General features: G+C 67.9%; 17 protein-coding genes. 10 read left to right on the plus strand and 7 right to left on the minus strand.

Annotation, left to right across the window (positions count from 1 at the left end):
• From FFS09_RS16205 to FFS09_RS16220, 4 genes are all read right to left on the minus strand, one after another.
• The coding region (locus FFS09_RS16205) for a sigma-54-dependent transcriptional regulator (protein ID WP_137919936.1) at window positions 1–1,223 on the minus strand (1,223 nt) is incomplete at its 3' end.
• A 4-nt stretch (window positions 1,224–1,227) separates the two neighbouring features.
• Window positions 1,228–3,036 carry a sensor histidine kinase gene (locus FFS09_RS16210; protein ID WP_137919937.1) on the minus strand — a complete coding sequence of 603 codons (1,809 nt, stop codon included), beginning with the start codon at window positions 3,034–3,036 and terminating at the stop codon, window positions 1,228–1,230.
• 1 nt (window position 3,037) lies between these two features.
• Window positions 3,038–3,274: a PP0621 family protein gene (locus FFS09_RS16215; RefSeq protein WP_137919938.1), complete on the minus strand. Its 237-nt coding sequence runs from the start codon at window positions 3,272–3,274 to the stop codon at window positions 3,038–3,040.
• Between the two features lie 4 nt (window positions 3,275–3,278).
• Window positions 3,279–4,082, minus strand: coding sequence for a cytochrome C assembly family protein (locus FFS09_RS16220; protein ID WP_137919939.1), 804 nt, complete (start codon window positions 4,080–4,082; stop codon window positions 3,279–3,281).
• Between the two features lie 156 nt (window positions 4,083–4,238).
• On the opposite strand from FFS09_RS16220, the gene ffh reads away from it, so the two are divergent.
• Window positions 4,239–5,615, plus strand: a complete 1,377-nt coding sequence (gene ffh / locus FFS09_RS16225) for a signal recognition particle protein (protein WP_137919940.1) — start codon at window positions 4,239–4,241, stop codon at window positions 5,613–5,615.
• Window positions 5,616–5,619: 4 nt separating this feature from the next.
• Window positions 5,620–6,237, plus strand: coding sequence for a pyridoxamine 5'-phosphate oxidase family protein (locus FFS09_RS16230; protein ID WP_137919941.1), 618 nt, complete (start codon window positions 5,620–5,622; stop codon window positions 6,235–6,237).
• Window positions 6,238–6,244: 7 nt separating this feature from the next.
• Here FFS09_RS16230 and FFS09_RS16235 read toward each other — a convergent pair whose 3' ends face one another.
• Together FFS09_RS16235 and FFS09_RS16240 are read right to left on the minus strand one after the other, a co-directional pair.
• Window positions 6,245–7,126 carry an amidohydrolase family protein gene (locus FFS09_RS16235; protein WP_137919942.1) on the minus strand — a complete coding sequence of 294 codons (882 nt, stop codon included), beginning with the start codon at window positions 7,124–7,126 and terminating at the stop codon, window positions 6,245–6,247.
• An 11-nt stretch (window positions 7,127–7,137) separates the two neighbouring features.
• Window positions 7,138–8,124: a tripartite tricarboxylate transporter substrate binding protein gene (locus FFS09_RS16240; protein WP_137919943.1), complete on the minus strand. Its 987-nt coding sequence runs from the start codon at window positions 8,122–8,124 to the stop codon at window positions 7,138–7,140.
• A gap of 111 nt (window positions 8,125–8,235) precedes the next feature.
• Between FFS09_RS16240 and FFS09_RS16245 the strand changes: the two genes are divergently transcribed.
• The 3 genes from FFS09_RS16245 to FFS09_RS16255 all read left to right on the plus strand — a co-directional run bounded on the left by FFS09_RS16245 (window position 8,236) and on the right by FFS09_RS16255 (window position 11,082).
• Complete coding sequence (locus FFS09_RS16245; RefSeq protein ID WP_137919944.1) at window positions 8,236–9,141, plus strand: LysR family transcriptional regulator; 906 nt, start codon at window positions 8,236–8,238, stop codon at window positions 9,139–9,141.
• Between the two features lie 108 nt (window positions 9,142–9,249).
• Window positions 9,250–10,239: a Bug family tripartite tricarboxylate transporter substrate binding protein gene (locus tag FFS09_RS16250; RefSeq protein WP_171020060.1), complete on the plus strand. Its 990-nt coding sequence runs from the start codon at window positions 9,250–9,252 to the stop codon at window positions 10,237–10,239.
• A 42-nt stretch (window positions 10,240–10,281) separates the two neighbouring features.
• Window positions 10,282–11,082, plus strand: a complete 801-nt coding sequence (locus FFS09_RS16255; RefSeq protein WP_252374394.1) for an amidohydrolase family protein — start codon at window positions 10,282–10,284, stop codon at window positions 11,080–11,082.
• Between the two features lie 9 nt (window positions 11,083–11,091).
• Here the strand turns inward: FFS09_RS16255 and FFS09_RS16260 are convergent, their stop codons facing one another.
• Window positions 11,092–11,853 (minus strand): IclR family transcriptional regulator, encoded by a 762-nt coding sequence (locus FFS09_RS16260; RefSeq protein WP_137919946.1) that lies wholly within the window; start codon window positions 11,851–11,853, stop codon window positions 11,092–11,094.
• 91 nt (window positions 11,854–11,944) lie between these two features.
• Between FFS09_RS16260 and FFS09_RS16265 the strand changes: the two genes are divergently transcribed.
• The 5 genes from FFS09_RS16265 to FFS09_RS16285 are packed head-to-tail and all read left to right on the plus strand — an operon-like array spanning window position 11,945 to window position 16,966.
• Entirely contained in the window at window positions 11,945–12,757 is an 813-nt protein-coding gene (locus tag FFS09_RS16265) for an SDR family oxidoreductase (RefSeq protein ID WP_137919947.1), read from the plus strand.
• The gene (locus FFS09_RS16270; RefSeq protein ID WP_137919948.1) at window positions 12,754–14,067 is read left to right on the plus strand and encodes a flavin-containing monooxygenase; all 1,314 of its coding nucleotides are present in this window, start codon (window positions 12,754–12,756) and stop codon (window positions 14,065–14,067) included. Before FFS09_RS16265 ends, FFS09_RS16270 begins: the two co-directional genes overlap by 4 nt.
• A gap of 27 nt (window positions 14,068–14,094) precedes the next feature.
• Window positions 14,095–15,030 (plus strand): bile acid:sodium symporter family protein, encoded by a 936-nt coding sequence (locus FFS09_RS16275; RefSeq protein ID WP_137919949.1) that lies wholly within the window; start codon window positions 14,095–14,097, stop codon window positions 15,028–15,030.
• On the plus strand, window positions 15,027–16,043 hold the full coding sequence (locus tag FFS09_RS16280) for an SDR family oxidoreductase (protein WP_137919950.1): 1,017 nt from the start codon (window positions 15,027–15,029) through the stop codon (window positions 16,041–16,043). The genes FFS09_RS16275 and FFS09_RS16280 overlap by 4 nt, the downstream gene beginning before the upstream one ends.
• Window positions 16,040–16,966, plus strand: a complete 927-nt coding sequence (locus tag FFS09_RS16285; RefSeq protein ID WP_137919951.1) for an EamA family transporter — start codon at window positions 16,040–16,042, stop codon at window positions 16,964–16,966. Before FFS09_RS16280 ends, FFS09_RS16285 begins: the two co-directional genes overlap by 4 nt.
• Window positions 16,967–17,024 lie beyond the last annotated feature (58 nt).

Here is a 17,024-nt window from a genome sequence, read left to right on the forward strand (position 1 = left end):
GCCTCGCCGCTGCTCAGCGCGAGCGCGCGTTGCAGCAGGTTTTCAAGTTCGCGCACGTTGCCGGGCAAGTCGCGCGACTGCAGCCATGCCATGGCCCTGGGCGACATGGCCGGCACGCTGTGCCCCGATTCGGCGCACAGGCGCGCGAGCAGCGCGCTCACCAGGCTGGGCAGGTCTTCCCGGCGTTCGCGCAGCGACGGTGTGCGCAGCCCGATCACGTTGAGCCGGTAAAACAGGTCCTGGCGGAACTGGCCCGACTGCACCAGGGCGTTGAGGTCGCGGTGGGTGGCGCTGACGAGCCGCACGTCGACCGGCTCTTCCTGCACGCCGCCCAGCGCGCGCACGCGGCGCTCCTGGATCACGCGCAGCAGCTTGGCCTGCATGGCCAGGGGCAGGTCGCCGATTTCGTCGAGGAACAGGGTGCCGCCACGCGCTGCCTGGAAATAGCCTTCGCGGTCCGCGGTGGCGCCGGTGTAGGCGCCTTTGCGCGCGCCAAAGAATTCGGCCTCGATCAGGTTTTCCGGAATGGCGCCGCAGTTGACCGCCACGAAGGGTGCCGCGCTGCGGTGGCTGCAGTCGTGCACCGCGCGCGCCACGAGTTCCTTGCCGGTGCCGGACTCGCCGAGGATGAGCACTGGCGCCATGCTGGACGCGACTTTTTCGATGCGCGCCTTGATCTGCGCGATGCTGGGCGCGCTGCCCACGATGCGCCGCAGCGACTGCGCGCCACTGGCGCCGGCCGGTTGCTTGCGTGCGGGGTCGGTCGGACCGTTGCTGTTGTGGGTGGTTGCGCTGGACGCGGCCGGTGCACCACCATTGCTGCCGTTGGCCTGGCGTGGCAGCCGCTGGCTTTGCAGGGCCGCCGTTACCGCGCTGCGCAGTTGCTTGAGGTCCACCGGCTTGGTGAGGTAGTCGAAGGCGCCGGCCTTGAGCGATTCGACCGCGTTCTCGGCCGAGCCGTGGGCCGTGATCACGATGCACTTTTCTTCGCGCTGTGCTTCTGCGAGCTCGCGCAACAGCTCCAGGCCCAGACCGTCGGGCAGGCGCATGTCGGAGATCAGCACGTCGAAGCGCTGTTGGGCGAGCCACTCGCGCGCCTGGGCGAGGTCGGGCGCGGCCACCACCGCATGGCCTTCGCGCAGCAAGGTCAGCTCGTACAAGGTGCGCAGGTCGGGCTCGTCGTCGACGACCAGCACGGATGCGGCTTGGGAGGGGGTGGGCATCGGATCAGCGGGTGGTCAAGGGTGCGTCGCCGGACAGCGGGTGGTCGGGTTGCATCCCTCGCGGACCCACCGAGTCGCCCGGGTACTGCAGGCTTTCCTGCAGGGGTTCGCGGTTGGGTGCCTGCGCGGCGTTGGTGGCGGGAATCAGGACGTAGAACTCGTTGCCTTCCTGCTGATCGAGGCGCGTGCGGCGGTAGGCGATTTGCGCACCATACCGCTCGCACAGTTCGCGGCAGATGTAGAGGCCCAGGCCGCTGGATCGGCTCTCGGACGAGAAGAAGGGCTCGAACAGGTGGCGCATCACACTGGCTTCCAGTGCCTCGCCATCGCTCCACACCGAAAGACGGACGTGTTCACTGCCGCTGGGCTGGGTGACGATGCGGATCGACGCCGGTTTGCCGCTGGCGTGGCGCTGAGCGTTGTCCAGCAGGTTGATCAGCAGGCGGCGCAGGTGTTCGGGGTCGAAGCCGATGTGGGCGGCGGGTGCGTGCACGTGCACGCCCAGGCTGCGCTCGGCCTGCTTCTGGCGTGCCCATTCGCGGGTGATCTGGCGCACCGCGGAGTCGATCGGCAGCGCGGGCGAGGCCCCTGAGCTCTGGCTGGGCTGGGCGCGGGCCACGTTGAGGATGTCGTCGACGATGCGCGCGAGCCGTTGCGCGTTCTGATCGATCATGCGCGTCAGGCGTTTCTGGGCGGGCGCCTGCACTTCTTCGTCGAGCAGCGCGTTGGCCTGCGAAATGGCCGAGAGCGGGTTGCGGATTTCGTGCGCCACCGCGGCCGACATGCGGCCCATGGAGGCGAGTTTCTCGGTGCGCACACGCGCTTCGATCTCGCGCAAGTCTTCGAGGAACAACACGCACAGACCTGCGCGCCGGCCGTTTTGCGCCGTCAGCCGGGTGCGGGCATGCAGGCGCTGAACGGGGCGGTCTTCGTTGTCGATGGTGGTTTCCATTTCCAGGGCCTCACCCTGCGCGAAGGTCTCGTGCACCAGGTGGGACAGGTGGTGCCAGCTGCTGCGCGCCGAGAGCAGCAGCTTGACGGCCTGGGGCGACGCATGGCCGAGCAGCATGGTTTTGGCCGCCGGGTTGGCGTTGCGCACCACGCCGTGCGGGTCCACCACCAGCACACCGATGGTCAGGTTGTCGATCACCAGTTCGTTCACCTGCGCTTGCGTGCGCGCCGCGGCACGGCTGGTGGCGGCCAGGATCTCTTCGCGGGCGAGGCGGATGGCCAGTTGGTTGGCGAGCACGGCCACCAGGAAGAAGCCGGTGCCGGTCAGACTGGCCTGAAGGAAGCGCGCGGTCGCCGCATCGCCGAGCAAGGGGCCATTCAGGGCCGCTTCGCCCAGCAGGTACAGCGTGACGCTGGCGGCGGTGCCCAGCGCGAGTGTCAGCGGCCCGAGGATGGCCGCCAGCAGCACCGGCAGGGCGAACAGGGCGGTGAAGTTGATGCCACCGGTCTGGAACGACTGCAGCAGGGCGAACACGACCACGTCCACGCCGATGGTCAGCAGCCACTGGATGTGCAGCGGCTGACCTTGTTCCACCGGGCGCCAGAGGAACAGCATCAGCAGCGTGGCGCAGAGGTGGAACGCGCAGATCACCACCAGCCACTGGGCTCCGCCCGAGCGGGTGACGACCACGAACAGTTGCAAGGCCAGCAGCACCACGGCGATGAGCACCCGCGCCTGCATGAAGGCGCGCCACAGCCGCACAAAAGCGCGCATGCGTTGCTCACGCTCCTGGTGGTTGCTGCCTTCGAAGCCGGCGTACCAGGACGCGGCGAACTGTGAAGAGATGTCGCTGGCGGCCATGTCAGCCTTCCAGCAGGCGCCGGTGCTCGGCGCTGCAGTAGACGCCCTGGTTGCCCTGAACCGCCTCGTTCTCGGGCAGGTGCGTGCCGCACTGCCGGCACGCGACCATGATGGTGGGCACGTTGCTTTTCGGGGGTGGGGCCTTGCGCGCCGCGTTGGAGCGGTGGTCTTCCAGGCGGTTGTTGCGCCATATATAGAAGGCCACCATCACCACAGCCAGAACGAGCAGGTATTTCATGGGTTCAACCGCGTTGCAACAGGACTTCGATGACGAAGCGCGAGCCGGCGTAGCCCAGCAGCAGGAAGCCCGCGGCCACGTAGAGCGTGCGCACGGCGACGCGGCCACGCCAGCCCAGGCGCCAGCGGCCCCAGAGCAGCACGCCCATGGTGAGCCAGGACAGCACCGAGAAGGTGGTCTTGTGGTCCCAGACCCAGCGGTGGTTGAGCGTTTCGGAGAAATACCAGCCGGCCAGCAGCGTGGCGCTGAGCAGGGCGAAGCCGGCGGCGACAAAGCGGAAGGTGAGCCGCTCCAGCGTGAGCAGCGGCATGGCAGCTTCGTTGGCGTGGCCCAGGCGGATGGCTTTTTCCGCGCGCTGCATCAGCCAGGCGTGCACGACAGCCGCGGCGATCAGGCCGTAGGAGGCGATGCCCAAGGCCCAGTGCAGGGGCATGAGCGCGGAATGCAGGGCCGGGTACGGCGTGCCCGGGAACGCCAGGGCGAGCAGCACCACCCACATGCCCAGGATGGCGAGCGTCCAGCGCGCGCGCATCTGCGGGTACAGGCGGCTTTCGATCAGGTAGACGGTGAGCACCAGCCAGCCCGTGACGGACAACGCCGGCGCGAAGCCGAAGCGCGCGGGCTGTTCGAACAGCCCGAGCACCAGCACGGCCAGGTGCAGCAGCCACGCCAGGCCGAGCAGGCCGCGGCTCTGCGGCGCCGACATGCGGGCGTGGGCCACGGCGAGCAAGGCGTAGATCAGCGCCGCGCCGGCGGAGAGCACGGCGGCGGACAGGTTGGGGGATGCGAGTGTGGGCAGCAGGCTCATCACCAGGGCAGCGCGCCAAGCATGGAAAGGAAGGGCGCAGCTAAAATCATCCACACAGTTTAACGGCCTTGCCCGGCGCGATACCGCCGCTGCGCCGCCTTCACCGACCGCCCGACGCGGCCCCTTTGCCCCCTTCTCCCCCTACCCGAGCGTAACATGGCCTCAGCCCTTTCAGATCGACTCTCACGCATCGTCAAGGAAATGCGCGGCCAGGCCCGCATCACCGAGAGCAATGTCACCGACATGCTGCGCGAGGTGCGCATGGCCTTGCTGGAGGCCGACGTCGCGCTGCCGGTGGTGCGCGATTTCATCGCGCGCGTGAAGGACAAGGCGCTGGGCCAGGAGGTGGTGGGCTCGCTCACGCCGGGGCAGGCGCTAGTGGCGATCGTCAACCGCGAGCTGGCCGCGACCATGGGCGACGGCGTGGCCGACATCAACCTCGCGGCGCAGCCGCCCGCGGTGATCCTCATGGCCGGTCTGCAGGGTGCCGGTAAAACCACCACCACCGCCAAGCTGGCCAAGCACCTGATCGAGAAGCGCAAGAAGAAGGTGCTCACGGTGTCCGGCGACGTGTACCGCCCGGCGGCCATCGAGCAGCTGAAGACCGTGACCGCGCAGGCCGGGGCCGAGTGGTTCCCGAGCACGCCCGACCAGAAACCGGTGGACATCGCGCGCGCTGCCATCGATTACGCGCGCAAGCACCACTTCGACGTGCTGCTGGTCGACACCGCCGGCCGCCTGGCGATCGACGAGGCGCTGATGCGCGAGATCCAGGAACTGCACGCCGTACTCAAACCGGTGGAAACGCTGTTCGTCGTCGACGCGATGCAGGGGCAGGACGCGATCAACACCGCCAAGGCGTTCAAGGACGCGTTGCCACTGACCGGCATCATCCTCACCAAGCTCGACGGTGATTCGCGCGGCGGCGCGGCGCTGTCGGTGCGGCAGATCACCGGCGCGCCGATCAAGTTCGCCGGTGTGTCGGAAAAGATCGACGGCCTGGAGGTGTTCGACGCCGACCGCCACGCGCAGCGCGTGCTCGGCATGGGCGACATCCTGGCGCTGGTCGAACAGGTCACCGCGGGTGTGGACATGGCGGCGGCGCAGAAGCTCGCGGCCAAGGTCAAGAGCGGCGGTGGCTTCGACCTCAATGACTTCCTTGAGCAGATCCGCCAGATGAAGCAGATGGGCGGCCTCTCCAGCCTGATGGACAAGCTACCCGCTGCCATGGCCGCGAAGGCCGGCCAGGTCGACATGGGCCGTGCCGAGAAGGACGTCAAGCGCAAGGAAGGCATCATCTGCAGCATGACGCTCAAGGAGCGCACCAAGCCCGAGATCATCAAGGCCACGCGCAAGCGCCGCATTGCCGCCGGCGCCGGCGTGCAGGTTCAGGAAGTCAACCGCCTGCTCAAGGAGTTCGAGCAGATGCAGGGCATGATGAAGAAGATGCAGGGCGGCGGCATGATGAAGATGATGAAGCGCATGGGGGGCATGAAGGGCATGCCCAAGCTGCCGCCCGGCATGGGCCGCTGACGCCATGAGCGCCGCCGACGCCCACACCGTCACCGACCTCGCGTCGCTGCAATCGCTGTTCGGAGCGGTGGGCGAGGCGTCGCTGCGCAAGGAGGTGGACCGACTGCACCCGGTCTACCAACGCTGGATCGAGGCTTCGCCGTTCGCCGTGCTGGCCACGGTCGGGCCCGATGGTCTCGATGCTTCGCCGCGTGGCGACCCGCCCGGGCTCGTGACCATTCAGGACGAGCACACGCTGCTGCTGCCCGAGCGCGCCGGCAACAACCGCATCGACAGCCTGAAGAACATCCTCGGCGATCCGCGCGTGGCCTTGCTGTTCTTCGTGCCCGGCGTGGGCGAGACGGTGCGCGTGAACGGCAAGGCACGCATCTCGGTGGATCCGGCTCTGCTGCAGCGCCTCGCCATGGACGGCAAGCCGCCGCGCTGCGTGATCGTCATCTCGGTGGAGACGGTGTTCTTTCAGTGCGCCCGTGCGATGAAGCGGTCGGGCCTCTGGGACGCGCGCGAACCCGTAGCCGTGCCCACCGCCGGCGAGATGCTCGCGGCCCTCACGCACAACGGCATCGACGGCAAGGCCTACGACCTGGCCCTGCCCGAGCGCCAGCGCAACACGCTGTACTGACGTCGGATCAGGAACCAAACGGTCCGTACAGGACGCGCGGGTTGTCCACCAGGATGCGCCGGCGCACCGCTGCGTCGGGCACCCATTCGGTCAGCAGGTCGAACAGATCGCCGTCGTTGGGCATGGCGCGCCCGTTCATGTTGACGTGTGGCCAATCGGTGCCCCAGACCAGGCGCTCGGGTGCGGCGGCCACCAGAGCCCGCGCCAGCGGCGTGACATCGGCATAGGGCATGTCGCCCGGCGTGCAGCGCATCGGCCCCGAGAGCTTCACCCAGAATTTCCCGGTGTCCAGCAGCCGCAGCAAGCGCTGGAACGCCGGTTGGTCCACGCCGCCCGCTGCCGGGATCGCCGCGAAATGGTCCAGCACCACCGCGTCGTTGGGCAAGGCTTGCAAGGTGTCGGCGAAGTCCACCAGGTCGTCTGCACTCGGATAGAACTGCACGTGCCATCCCAGCTCGGCCACCATGGCCGCGATCCGTGGGGACAAACGGGGTAGAGCGCCCCGGTGACCGGGGCTCACGAAACGCGCGCCGCGCACGCCCAGCGCATCCAGGCGTTGGAGTTCAGCGGGCGTCACGTCTTCGGGCAGCAACGCCACGCCTTTGAAGCGGCCCGGGTGCAGCGCGAGCATCGCGGCCAGGTGGTTCGGGTTCATGCCGTAGCCGGCGCCGCTGACCACCACCGCGCCCTCCAGCCCCAGTGTGTCCTGCAGGTGCATGTGCATCTCGGGCAGGGCGTCTTCGGAGACGTACTTGCTGTCCGGGTGGAACGGGTGCTGCGCCGCCGGGCCGAACAGGTGGATGTGGCAGTCGATCGCGCCGGGTGGGCAGGGGGTGGCGGGCTTGCGCGGCGCACGGTCCGGCGGTTGGGTCAACGGGGGCGTGGTCATGGGTTCGGGCGTCAATCGGCTTTGATGTTGGACTTGCGCACCACCTCGGCCCACTGCTTCAGTTCGGTGTGGATCAACTTGCCGAAAGTGGGCGGGTCGCTGGCCACGAGGTCCACGCCGTCGGCCTTCAACTGCTGCTGGAACGCGGGGACGCGCGCGAAAGCGGCGATGGCCTTGTGCAGCGACGAGATCACCGCCGGGTCGGTGCCCGCCGGCGCGAGGATGCCCATCCACAGGATGCCCTGGTAACCCGGCACGCCGGACTCGGCCACGGTCGGGACGTCGGGCATCAGCGGTGAGCGCTTCAGGCTGGCGATCGCCAGCGGTTTGATGCGCCCGCCCTTGATGTGTTGCGAAGACGTCGCGATGGTGTCCATCTTCACCGCCGCCACGCCGCTCAACAGGTCGTTGAGCGCGGGTGCCGCGCCGCGGTAGGGCACGTGATCGATCTGCAGCGCCATGCGCTGCAGCAAGAGTTCCATGGTGACGTGGGGCAGCGTGCCATTGCCGGCCGAGGCGTAGTTCAACTTGCCGGGGTTCGCCTTGGCGTAGGCCACGAACTCGGCCATGGTGTTGAAGGGCTGGGCGCTGTGCGCCACCAGCAGCTCGGGGATCTCCGCGATGAGCGAGACGGGTGCGAGGTCTTTCTCGGTGTCGAACGGGAGCTTGGGAATCAACGACGGGTTGATGGTGTGGTTCGGTGTGGTGAACAGCAGCGTGTAGCCGTCGGCCGCCGACTTGGCCACGCGTGTGGTCGCGAGGGTGCCGCCGGCCCCCGGCACGTTCTCCACCACCACCGATGCGGAGAGCTGCTGGCCGAGTTGCGCGGCCACCAGACGGGCCACGAAGTCCACGGTTCCACCTGCGGAGAATGGCACAATGAGCCGCACCGGGCGGTCCGGATAAGCCGCTTGCGCAGGCATGGCAAAGGCCCATGCCGCCATGCTGATCAGCGCCACCAAGGCGCTGCGTGGGATGCGTAAAGAAGAGGGGAACATAGGGTCTCCAACACAGGGGTCATCGTCAGGGAGCGCAGTACACCATCGGCGCGCACCACCCACAAATGATTTGTTTGCATCCCCTGATGTACGCCATTCATTGGTCTTTCCATGCAGATTGATTTCCTCGGCATCCAGGCCTTTCTGGCCATCATCGAAACCGGCAGCTTTCATCTGGCGGCCGCGCAGCTCAACCTGTCGCAAACGGCCGTCAGCCACCGCCTGCGCAAACTGGAGGAAACCCTCGGTGTACGCCTCATTGCCCGGACCACGCGCGAGGTCTCGCTGACCGACGCGGGCCGCGCGCTGCTGCCCCGCGCGCGCAGTGCGGTGCAAGAACTCGGCGTGTCCTGCGAAGCGGTTCGCAAACATGGACAGCATGCCCACAACTGGCTGGTGCTCGCCTGCCTGCCGACGCTGGCCACGGGTGCGATGGTGGACGTGTTGCGCGCCTGCCAGGCGCGCTGGCCCGACACGCCGGTGCGTGTGTTCGACAGCGCGGTGCATGAAATCCTTGAACTGGTGGAGTCGCGCATCGCGGCGTTTGGCGTCAGTGTGATGCGCACCAACATGACCGGTGGTGACTTCATCACCGAGCGCATCGGCGAAGAGCCGTTCGTGCTGCTCTGTCCCGAAGGACATGCGCTGGCGCAACAAGCGACCGTGCGCTGGAGCGAGCTGCGCGACGAAGCGCTGATCCGTATCAGCATGACCTCGGGCAACAGCGTGACGATCGACGAATCGCTGGGCCCCTTGCGCGAGCAATTGCGCTGGCGCCTGGAAGCCCAGCACACCGCAATGGCGGTCGAGATGGTGCGCGGCGGGCTGGGCCTGACCGTGGTGCCCTTGCTGGCTTCGAACGTCGGCCCCGGCGTGCGCGCAGTGCCGCTGGAGCAACCGACGGTCACGCGCACGCTGGCCGTGGTGATGCGGCGCGATGCCGTGTTGAGCGAGCAGGAAATGTTCGTGCGCGACCACATCGTGGCGTCGATCCGCGAGCGCATCCACGCGGTCTGAGCGGGGTGGCCGTGCCAGATGAATCTGGCGCATGGATGTTCAAGAACAATTCATTTGTGGCGGGCGAGGGCGCGTCCTAGACTGGTCTCCATTCCAAGGAGACCCGCCATGACCGCCTTCCCATTGCCCGCGCGCCGCCGCGATTTCCTGCTCGGCTGCGCTGCCACCGCGTTGACCACCAGCGTCGGCGGCCTGCACGCCCAGCCGACTTATCCCAGCCAACCCATCCGCGTCATCGTGCCGTTTGGCCCGGGCGGCCTCGCGGACATTTCGCTGCGGCTGGTGGCACAGAAGATGAGCGAGCGCATGGGCGGTCACGCCTGGGTGATCGAGAACCGCCCCGGCGCGGGTGGCGTGGTGGCGGCGCAGGCCGCACTCAACGCGCCGCGCGACGGGCACACGTTGATCCTCTTTGCCAACGGCACGGCCATCGGCAAATCGCTCTTCAAGCTTGACTACGACCCCGAGAAGGACTTCACGCCGATCTCCACGCTCGCCTTGTTCGACCTGATCCTCGTCACCCGCAAGGACGGGCCGTTGACCGATGTGCGCTCCATGCTGGCCGCGGCCCGTCAGCGCCAACTGATGCTGGGCAGCATCAACCCCGGCAGCACGCAGAACCTGTCGGCCGAGCTGTTCAAGTCGGTGGCCAAAATCGACGCGACCGTCGTGCCCTACAAGAGCACGCCCGAGGTGCTCACCGGTGTGCTGCGCGGCGACATCGATGTGGCCTTCGAGTCGTATGCCGCGCTCAAGGGCCCGGTCGACGCGGGCCAGGTGCGCGTGATCGCCGGCACCGACGCGAAGCGAACTGCCTGGCTGCCGAACGTGCCCACCGTGAAGGAAAGCGGGCTCGCGGGATACGAGGTCACCGGCTGGAACGCGCTCTACGCCACCGCCGGCACGCCGGCCAGCGTGGTCGCGCTGCTCAACGCGCACGTGCAGGCGGTGATGGCCATGCCCGATGTGCGCAAGCGCCTGACCGATCTCGGCACCGAAGCCAAGTCCAGCACGCCCGCCGAACTGGCCGACATCTTCCGGCGCGACGCGGCCAAGTGGGGCCAGGTGATTGCCCGCGCCAACATCAAGGTGTCCTGACGTTCAGGCCCTTCTCTCAATGCCGTCTCAAGGACCTTTGATTTGACTTCCGCCGCCCCCTGCGTCGACTCGCACGTGCATGTGTTTCGCCGCAACATGCCCCTGATCCCCGATCCGCGCCACAGCCCCGACTACGAATTCACCGCGGAGCAACTGCAGTCCACGCTGGACGCCCACGGCGTTCAGTGTTGCGTGATCGCCGCCGCGAGCCCCTGGGGCGATTGCAACGACTACGTGATCGAAACGCTGCGTTCGCGCCCGCGTTGGCGCGGCACGGTGATCCTGGACCCGGAGAAGACCGACCGCTACCAGCTCGAGCAGATGGCGCGCGATGGCATCGTCGGCGTGCGGCTGCCCTTCATCAGCCTGCAGGACCTGCCCGATCTCGACAGCTGGGCGTACCGCAAGTTCCTGTACCGGCTGGCCGAGCTGGACTGGCATGTGCACCTGCACCTGGATGGGCCGCGCATCCCGCGGGTGCTGCCCTTGCTGGAGCGCTCGGGTGTGAAGATCGTCATCGACCACATCGGTCGCCCCGATCCGGTGGAGGGCATCCACAGCGAAGGCTTCAAGGCCATGGTGCGCTCGGTGGAAAAAGGACGCACCTGGGTGAAGCTCTCGGGCGCCTACCGGCTCGGTCCACAGGCGACGGAGCAGGCGCGCGAACTGTGCCGCCAGGTCGGGTACGACCACATGGTCTGGGCCAGCGATTGCCCGTTCGTGGGCGCGGAATCCACCACCTACCAGAGCACCATCGACTGGTTGACCGAGGTGGTGCCGGACGCGGCGGTGCGCACCCGCATCGGTGGCGCGAACGCGTTCGCGCTGTACTTCGGACAATAAACACGCGGTTCAACCCAGCGTGCGCGCCAGCGCCAGCGCCGCCGCTTCCAGACGTGGCAACTGCGCGCGGGCCTGTGCCAACGTCATGCGCGCGGCCGGTGCCTGCAAGGCCAGTGCGCAGCGCACCGTGCGCTGGCTGGGCGCGAACACCGGCACCGCGACGCACACCAGGCCATCGACGAACTCTTCGGCGTCCACCGCGTGGCCGTCGCGGCGGATGGCTTTCAGCTCGGCTTCGAGCGCGCTGCGCTGCGTCAGCGTGTTCGCGGTGTAGCGGGTGAGTGCCAGGCCGTCGAGCAAGGCCCGGCGCGGGCGCGCGCCCATCCAGGCCAGGAACAGCTTGCCGCTGGCCGAGCAGTGCGCCGGCACGCGCGTGCCCGGGCGCAATTCCATGCGCAATGGAAACGCCGACTCCACGCGATCGAGGTAGACCACCTCCGCGCCCGACATCGCCGTGAGGTTGCAGCTCTCGCCGACCTCGGTCACCAACTGGCGCAACACCGCGTGGCGCACGCCCTGCTGGGTGCTGTTGCTCAACGCGTTTTCCGCCAGCCGCAGCAGGCGCGGTGCCATGGCGTAGCGCCGGCCATCGGGCTCGCGCACGAGCCAGCCACCTTGTTCCAGTTGCGCCAACATGCGGTGCACCGTGGGCTTGGGCCAGCCGCTCAAACCGACCACTTCCGGCAAGGCCAGCGGCTGCGCGTGGCGCGTGAGAAGCTCCAGCAGTTCCATGAGCCGCAGACCGGGGCTGTTGTCGGTTTTTGTGTCCATATCTCGGAAAATGAGACGAATCTGCAAATTATTTCGAGACGAATTCTAGGCGCGCCTACATTGCGGACTCAATCTTGAGGAGACAGGTGGTTTGACGACGCCGAACTTTCACAACGCCGTGGTGACCGGCGCCTGCGGTGGCCTGGGCCAGGCGCTGGCGCGCGCGCTCATCGCCGGTGGCGCGCGCGTGGCGCTGGTGGGTTTGCAGCGCCCCGCGCTGGACGCGCTCGCTTCGTTGGCGCCGGACCGTTGCGCGGTCTACCAGCCCGACGTGTCCGACGCCGCCGCGGTGCAGGCCATGGCTGCCGACTGGATGGACCGCTTCGGCACGCCCGACCTGGTGATCGCCAACGCCGGTGTGGCCGGCGGCTTCGACACCGCGCAGGCGACGGACCTTGCCGTGATGCGCCGCATGCTCGAGATCAACCTGCTCGGCGTGGCCACCACCTTCCAACCCTTTCTGGACCCCATGCGACACAGCGGCCAACGCGGCGCGCTGGTGGGCGTGGCCAGTGTGGCGGGCTGGCGCGGCATGCCGGGCAACGGCGCGTACTGCGCGAGCAAGGCCGGCTTGATCGCTTACCTGCAAAGCCTGCGCGCCGAATTGCGCCCCACGGCATTGCGCGTGCACACCATCAGCCCCGGTTACCTGCGCACCGCGCTCACCGCCGGCAACCGCTTCGCCATGCCCGGCCTGCTCGAACCCGACGAGGCCGCGCGGCGCCTGCTGGCCGGTGTGGCGGCGGGAACCGAACACATCGTGCTGCCCAGGCGCATCGGCTGGCTTTCGCGAACGCTGAGCCTGCTGCCCGCGCGTTTGCACGACCGCATCCTGCTCGGCCAACCGCGCAAACCGCGCGCGGGTGAACCGGGCGCGACGGATATTCCAGGCTTGAAGAAATGACGACACCCACCGAACAACAGATCGCCCTCATCGGCGCCGGCCCCTCGGGGCTCGCGGGCGCGCGCTGCCTGCAGAAGCACGGCATTGCCTTCCAGGGCTTCGAGGCCCACACCGACGTCGGTGGTTTGTGGAATATCCACAACCCGCGCTCCACCGTGTACCCGTCGGCGCATCTGATCTCCAGCAAGCGCATGACGGAATTCAGCGAATTCCCCATGCCCGAGCGCGTGGCCGATTACCCGAGCCACCGCGAGCTGCTGGACTACTTCAGCGCATTCGCCGACCACTTCAACCTGCGCGAGCACTACCGCTTCGGCACGCGCGTGCTGAAGGTCGAGCCGGTGAGCGACGCGCCCGACACGCTGTGGCGCGTGACCACCTTGGACGGGGGCGGCCAACAGAGCACAGCGCAATACAAGGGCGTGGTGGTGGCCAACGGCACACTCGCCGAGCCCAACATGCCGCGCTTCGAAGGCCACTTCACCGGCGAGCTGCTGCACACCTCGGCCTACAAGAGCGCCGACCAGTTCCGCGACAAGCGCGTACTCATCGTCGGCGCGGGCAATTCGGGTTGCGACATCGCGGTCGACGCGGTGCACCAGGCGCGCAGCGTGGACATCTCGGTGCGGCGCGGTTATTACTTCGTGCCCAAGTACGTGTTCGGCAAACCGGCCGATTCGATCGGCGGCAAGATCACGCTGCCGCCGTGGCTCAAGCAGAGGATCGACAGCACGATTCTGAAGTGGTTCACCGGCGACCCGGTGCGCTTCGGCTTCCCCAAGCCGGCCTACAAGATGTACGAGTCGCACCCTGTCGTGAACTCGCTCATCCTGTACCACATCGGCCATGGCGACGTGGGCGTGCGCGCGGACATCGCGCGCTTCGAGGGCAAGACGGTGCACTTCAAGGACGGCACGGCGCACGACTACGACCTGGTGCTTGCCGCCACCGGCTACAAGCTGCACTACCCTTTCCTCGACCACGCCCTGCTCAACTGGAAGGGCATGGCGCCGTCGCTGTACCTCAACATCTTTGCGCCGCGCTTCGACCGCCTGGCGGTGCTCGGCATGGTCGAGGCCAGCGGCCTGGGCTGGCAGGGCCGCTACGAGCAGGCCGAGCTGGTGGCGCGCTATTTCAAAGGACTGGACGAAGGCAAGGCCAGCGCCGCCGCGCTCAAGGCCGCGAAGGCCGGGCCGCCGCCCGACCTTTCGGGCGGCTACAAATACCTGCAGCTCGAACGCATGGCCTACTACGTGAACAAGGACGCCTACCGCCACGCGGTGCGCCAGGCCGCCGCCGCGCAGGGCTGAGGCCGACAACAACAACAGGAGACACGCATGCTGCCCGTCGACGAAATCCGCCTGAACTTCAACCCCGCCTCGCTGGCCGTGCTCAATGCCGTGCTGGCCTTCCTCATGTTCGGCATCGCGCTGGACACGCGCATCGACGACTTCCGCCGCGTGGCGCGCATGCCGCTGGCGTTCACGGTCGGCATCGTCGCGCAGTTCATCGCGCTGCCGGCCATCACCTTCGTGCTCACGCTGTTGCTGCAACCGGGCCCGAGCATTGCGCTGGGCATGATCCTGGTGGCCTGCTGCCCACCGGGCAACGTGAGCAACATCCTCACCCACCGCGCCAACGGCAACGTGGCGCTCAGCGTGTCGATGACGGCGGTGTCCAACGCCATCGCCATCGTCGCCATGCCGTTGAACTTCGCGTTCTGGGGAGGCATCCACCCCACGGCCGCGCCGCTGCTCAAGACCATCGCGCTCGACCCGCTGGAAATGGTCGGCCACATCCTGCTGATCATCGGCATTCCCTTCGTGCTCGGCCTGTGGTGCTCGCACCGTTTCCCGAACTGGACCGCGCGCTTCAAGAAACCGCTGCGCATCATCAGCTTCCTCGCGCTCATCGCCTTCATCGTCGGCGCGATCGCGGGCAACTGGCGCTACTTCCTCGACTACGTGGGCCTGGTGCTGCTCGCGGTGGTGATCCACGACGCGCTGGCGTTCGGCACGGGTTACGCCATCGCGCGCGCCGCGGGCCTGTCGGACTACGACCGCCGCGCGCTGTCCATCGAGGTCGGCATCCGCAACGCTGGCCTGGGCCTGGTCATCATCTTCAGCTTCTTCGGCGGCCTGGGTGGCATGGCCGTGGTGGCGGGCGTGTGGGGCTTCTGGGACATCATCGCCGGCCTGATCCTCGCGGGCTGGTGGTCGCGCCGTCCCTTGCAAGGGGGCATGCCCGAGGTGGCGGCAGAATCGAAGGCATGAGTTTCTCCGCATACAACAAGGCGCCGGTCGCACGGCGCATCCTCGTCACGGGCGCGGACGGCTTTCTGGGCCGCAGCCTGATCGCAACCCTGGCGCGCGACCCAGGCACCCACCAGCATGTGGTGGCGGTGGACGTGCGCGAGGTGCCACCCGAGCGCCGCCTGCCGGGCGTGGTCTATGTGCAGCAGGACGTGCGCGCGCCCGCGTTGGCCGACACCGTGGCGATGCACGCCATCGACACCGTGGTGCACCTGGCTTCCATCGTCACCCCGGGCAAGGGCTCGAACCGCGCGTTCGAGTACGCGGTCGACGTGGGTGGCACGCGCAACGTCATCCGCGCCTGCCTGGCGCATAGCGTGCAGCACCTGGTGGTGTCGTCCAGCGGCGCGGCCTACGGTTACCACGCCGACAACCCGGCCTGGCTGACCGAAGACCACCCGCTGCGTGGCAACGAGGTGTTTGCCTATGCGCACCACAAGCGCCTGGTGGAAGAAATGCTGGCGCGTGCGCGCACGAACCACCCCGAACTGCGCCAGACCGTGCTGCGCATCGGCACCATCCTGGGCGAGCGGGTCGACAACCAGATCACCGCGCTGTTCGAGAAGCCGCGCATCCTGAGCATCGCGGGCAGCGACAGCCCGTTCGTCTTCGTCTGGGACGAAGACGTGACCGGCGCCATCCTGCACGCTCTGAACGGGCAGGGCGTGCCCGGTTGCTACAACCTCGCGGGCGACGGCGCGCTCACCCTCCACGAGATCGCCGCGCGCCTGAACAAAAAAGAGCGTGTGCTGCCCGCGGGTGTGTTGCGCACGCTGTTGCACGCGGGCTCGGCGCTGGGCATCAGCCGCTACGGCCCGGAGCAGCTCGACTTCCTGCGCTACCGCCCGGTGCTGCTCAACACCGCGCTCAAGGAGCGCTTTGGCTACACGCCACGCAAGACCAGCGCCGAGGCGTTTGAGGCATTCGTGGCCGCGCGCAACACGAATGGACGACCGGTGAGGGTGATGTCATGAACGCATTGCCCTTGTCCCGTGGCGACCTGCTGCGCGCCCTGGCCGTGGTGGTCATCTGGGGTCTGAACTTCGTGGTCATGAAGGTCGGGTTGCAAGGCATCGGCCCCATGCTGCTCGGCGCGTTGCGCTTTGCCGCCGCGTCGCTGCCTTTCCTGCTGTTCGTGAAATGGCCGCGTCTGCCCTGGCGTTTCCTCGTGGCCTACGGCCTGGCGCAGGGCCTGGGCCAATTCGGTTTCCTGTTCCTCGGCCTCCAGCTCGGCATGACCGCGGGCATGGCCTCGGTGGTGATGCAGACCCAGGCCTTCTTCACGCTGCTGCTGGCCGCACCCCTGCTGGGCGAGCGCGCCCGCGGCACGCAATGGCTCGGGCTGTTGGTGGCGCTGGGCGGGCTGTTGCTGATCGCAACCGCGCACGGTGAAGGCCCCGGGCAGATGACGCTGGCCGGCTTCGTGCTCACGCTCTCGGCGGGGTTCATGTGGGCGGTCTCCAACATCGTCGCGCGCCTGGCCAACCGCGTGGCCGACTACGACCCGTTCCCCTTCATCGTCTGGAGCAGCGTGGTGCCGATCGTGCCCTTCATCGCGCTGGCGCTGTGGATGGACGGACCGCGGACCGTGGCCCACCAACTCGCCCGCATCGGCTGGCCGGCGGTGCTGTCCGTGGTGTTCCTGGCCTGGTTTGCCACGCTCCTGGCCTACACCCTGTGGACGCGCCTGCTCAAGCGCCACCCCGCCGGGCGCGTCACGCCGTTTTCGCTGCTGGTGCCGGTGGTGGGGTTGTGGTCGGCCTGGACATTCTTTGGCGAATGGCCGCTGCCGCAGCAATGGCTGGGCGCAGGGGCGGTGCTGATGGGCCTGGTGGTGAACCAGCTGGGCGGCTGGTGGCAGGCGCAGCGGGCGCGGCGCAAACCGGTGCGGGTTTGAGCAAGCGCCGAAGCCGGCGAAGTCGTATCCTGACGCTCCCTCAACTTCCTGGGAGTGC

This window comes from Hydrogenophaga sp. 2FB (genome assembly GCF_005503365.1).
Lineage (GTDB): Bacteria > Pseudomonadota > Gammaproteobacteria > Burkholderiales > Burkholderiaceae_C > Hydrogenophaga.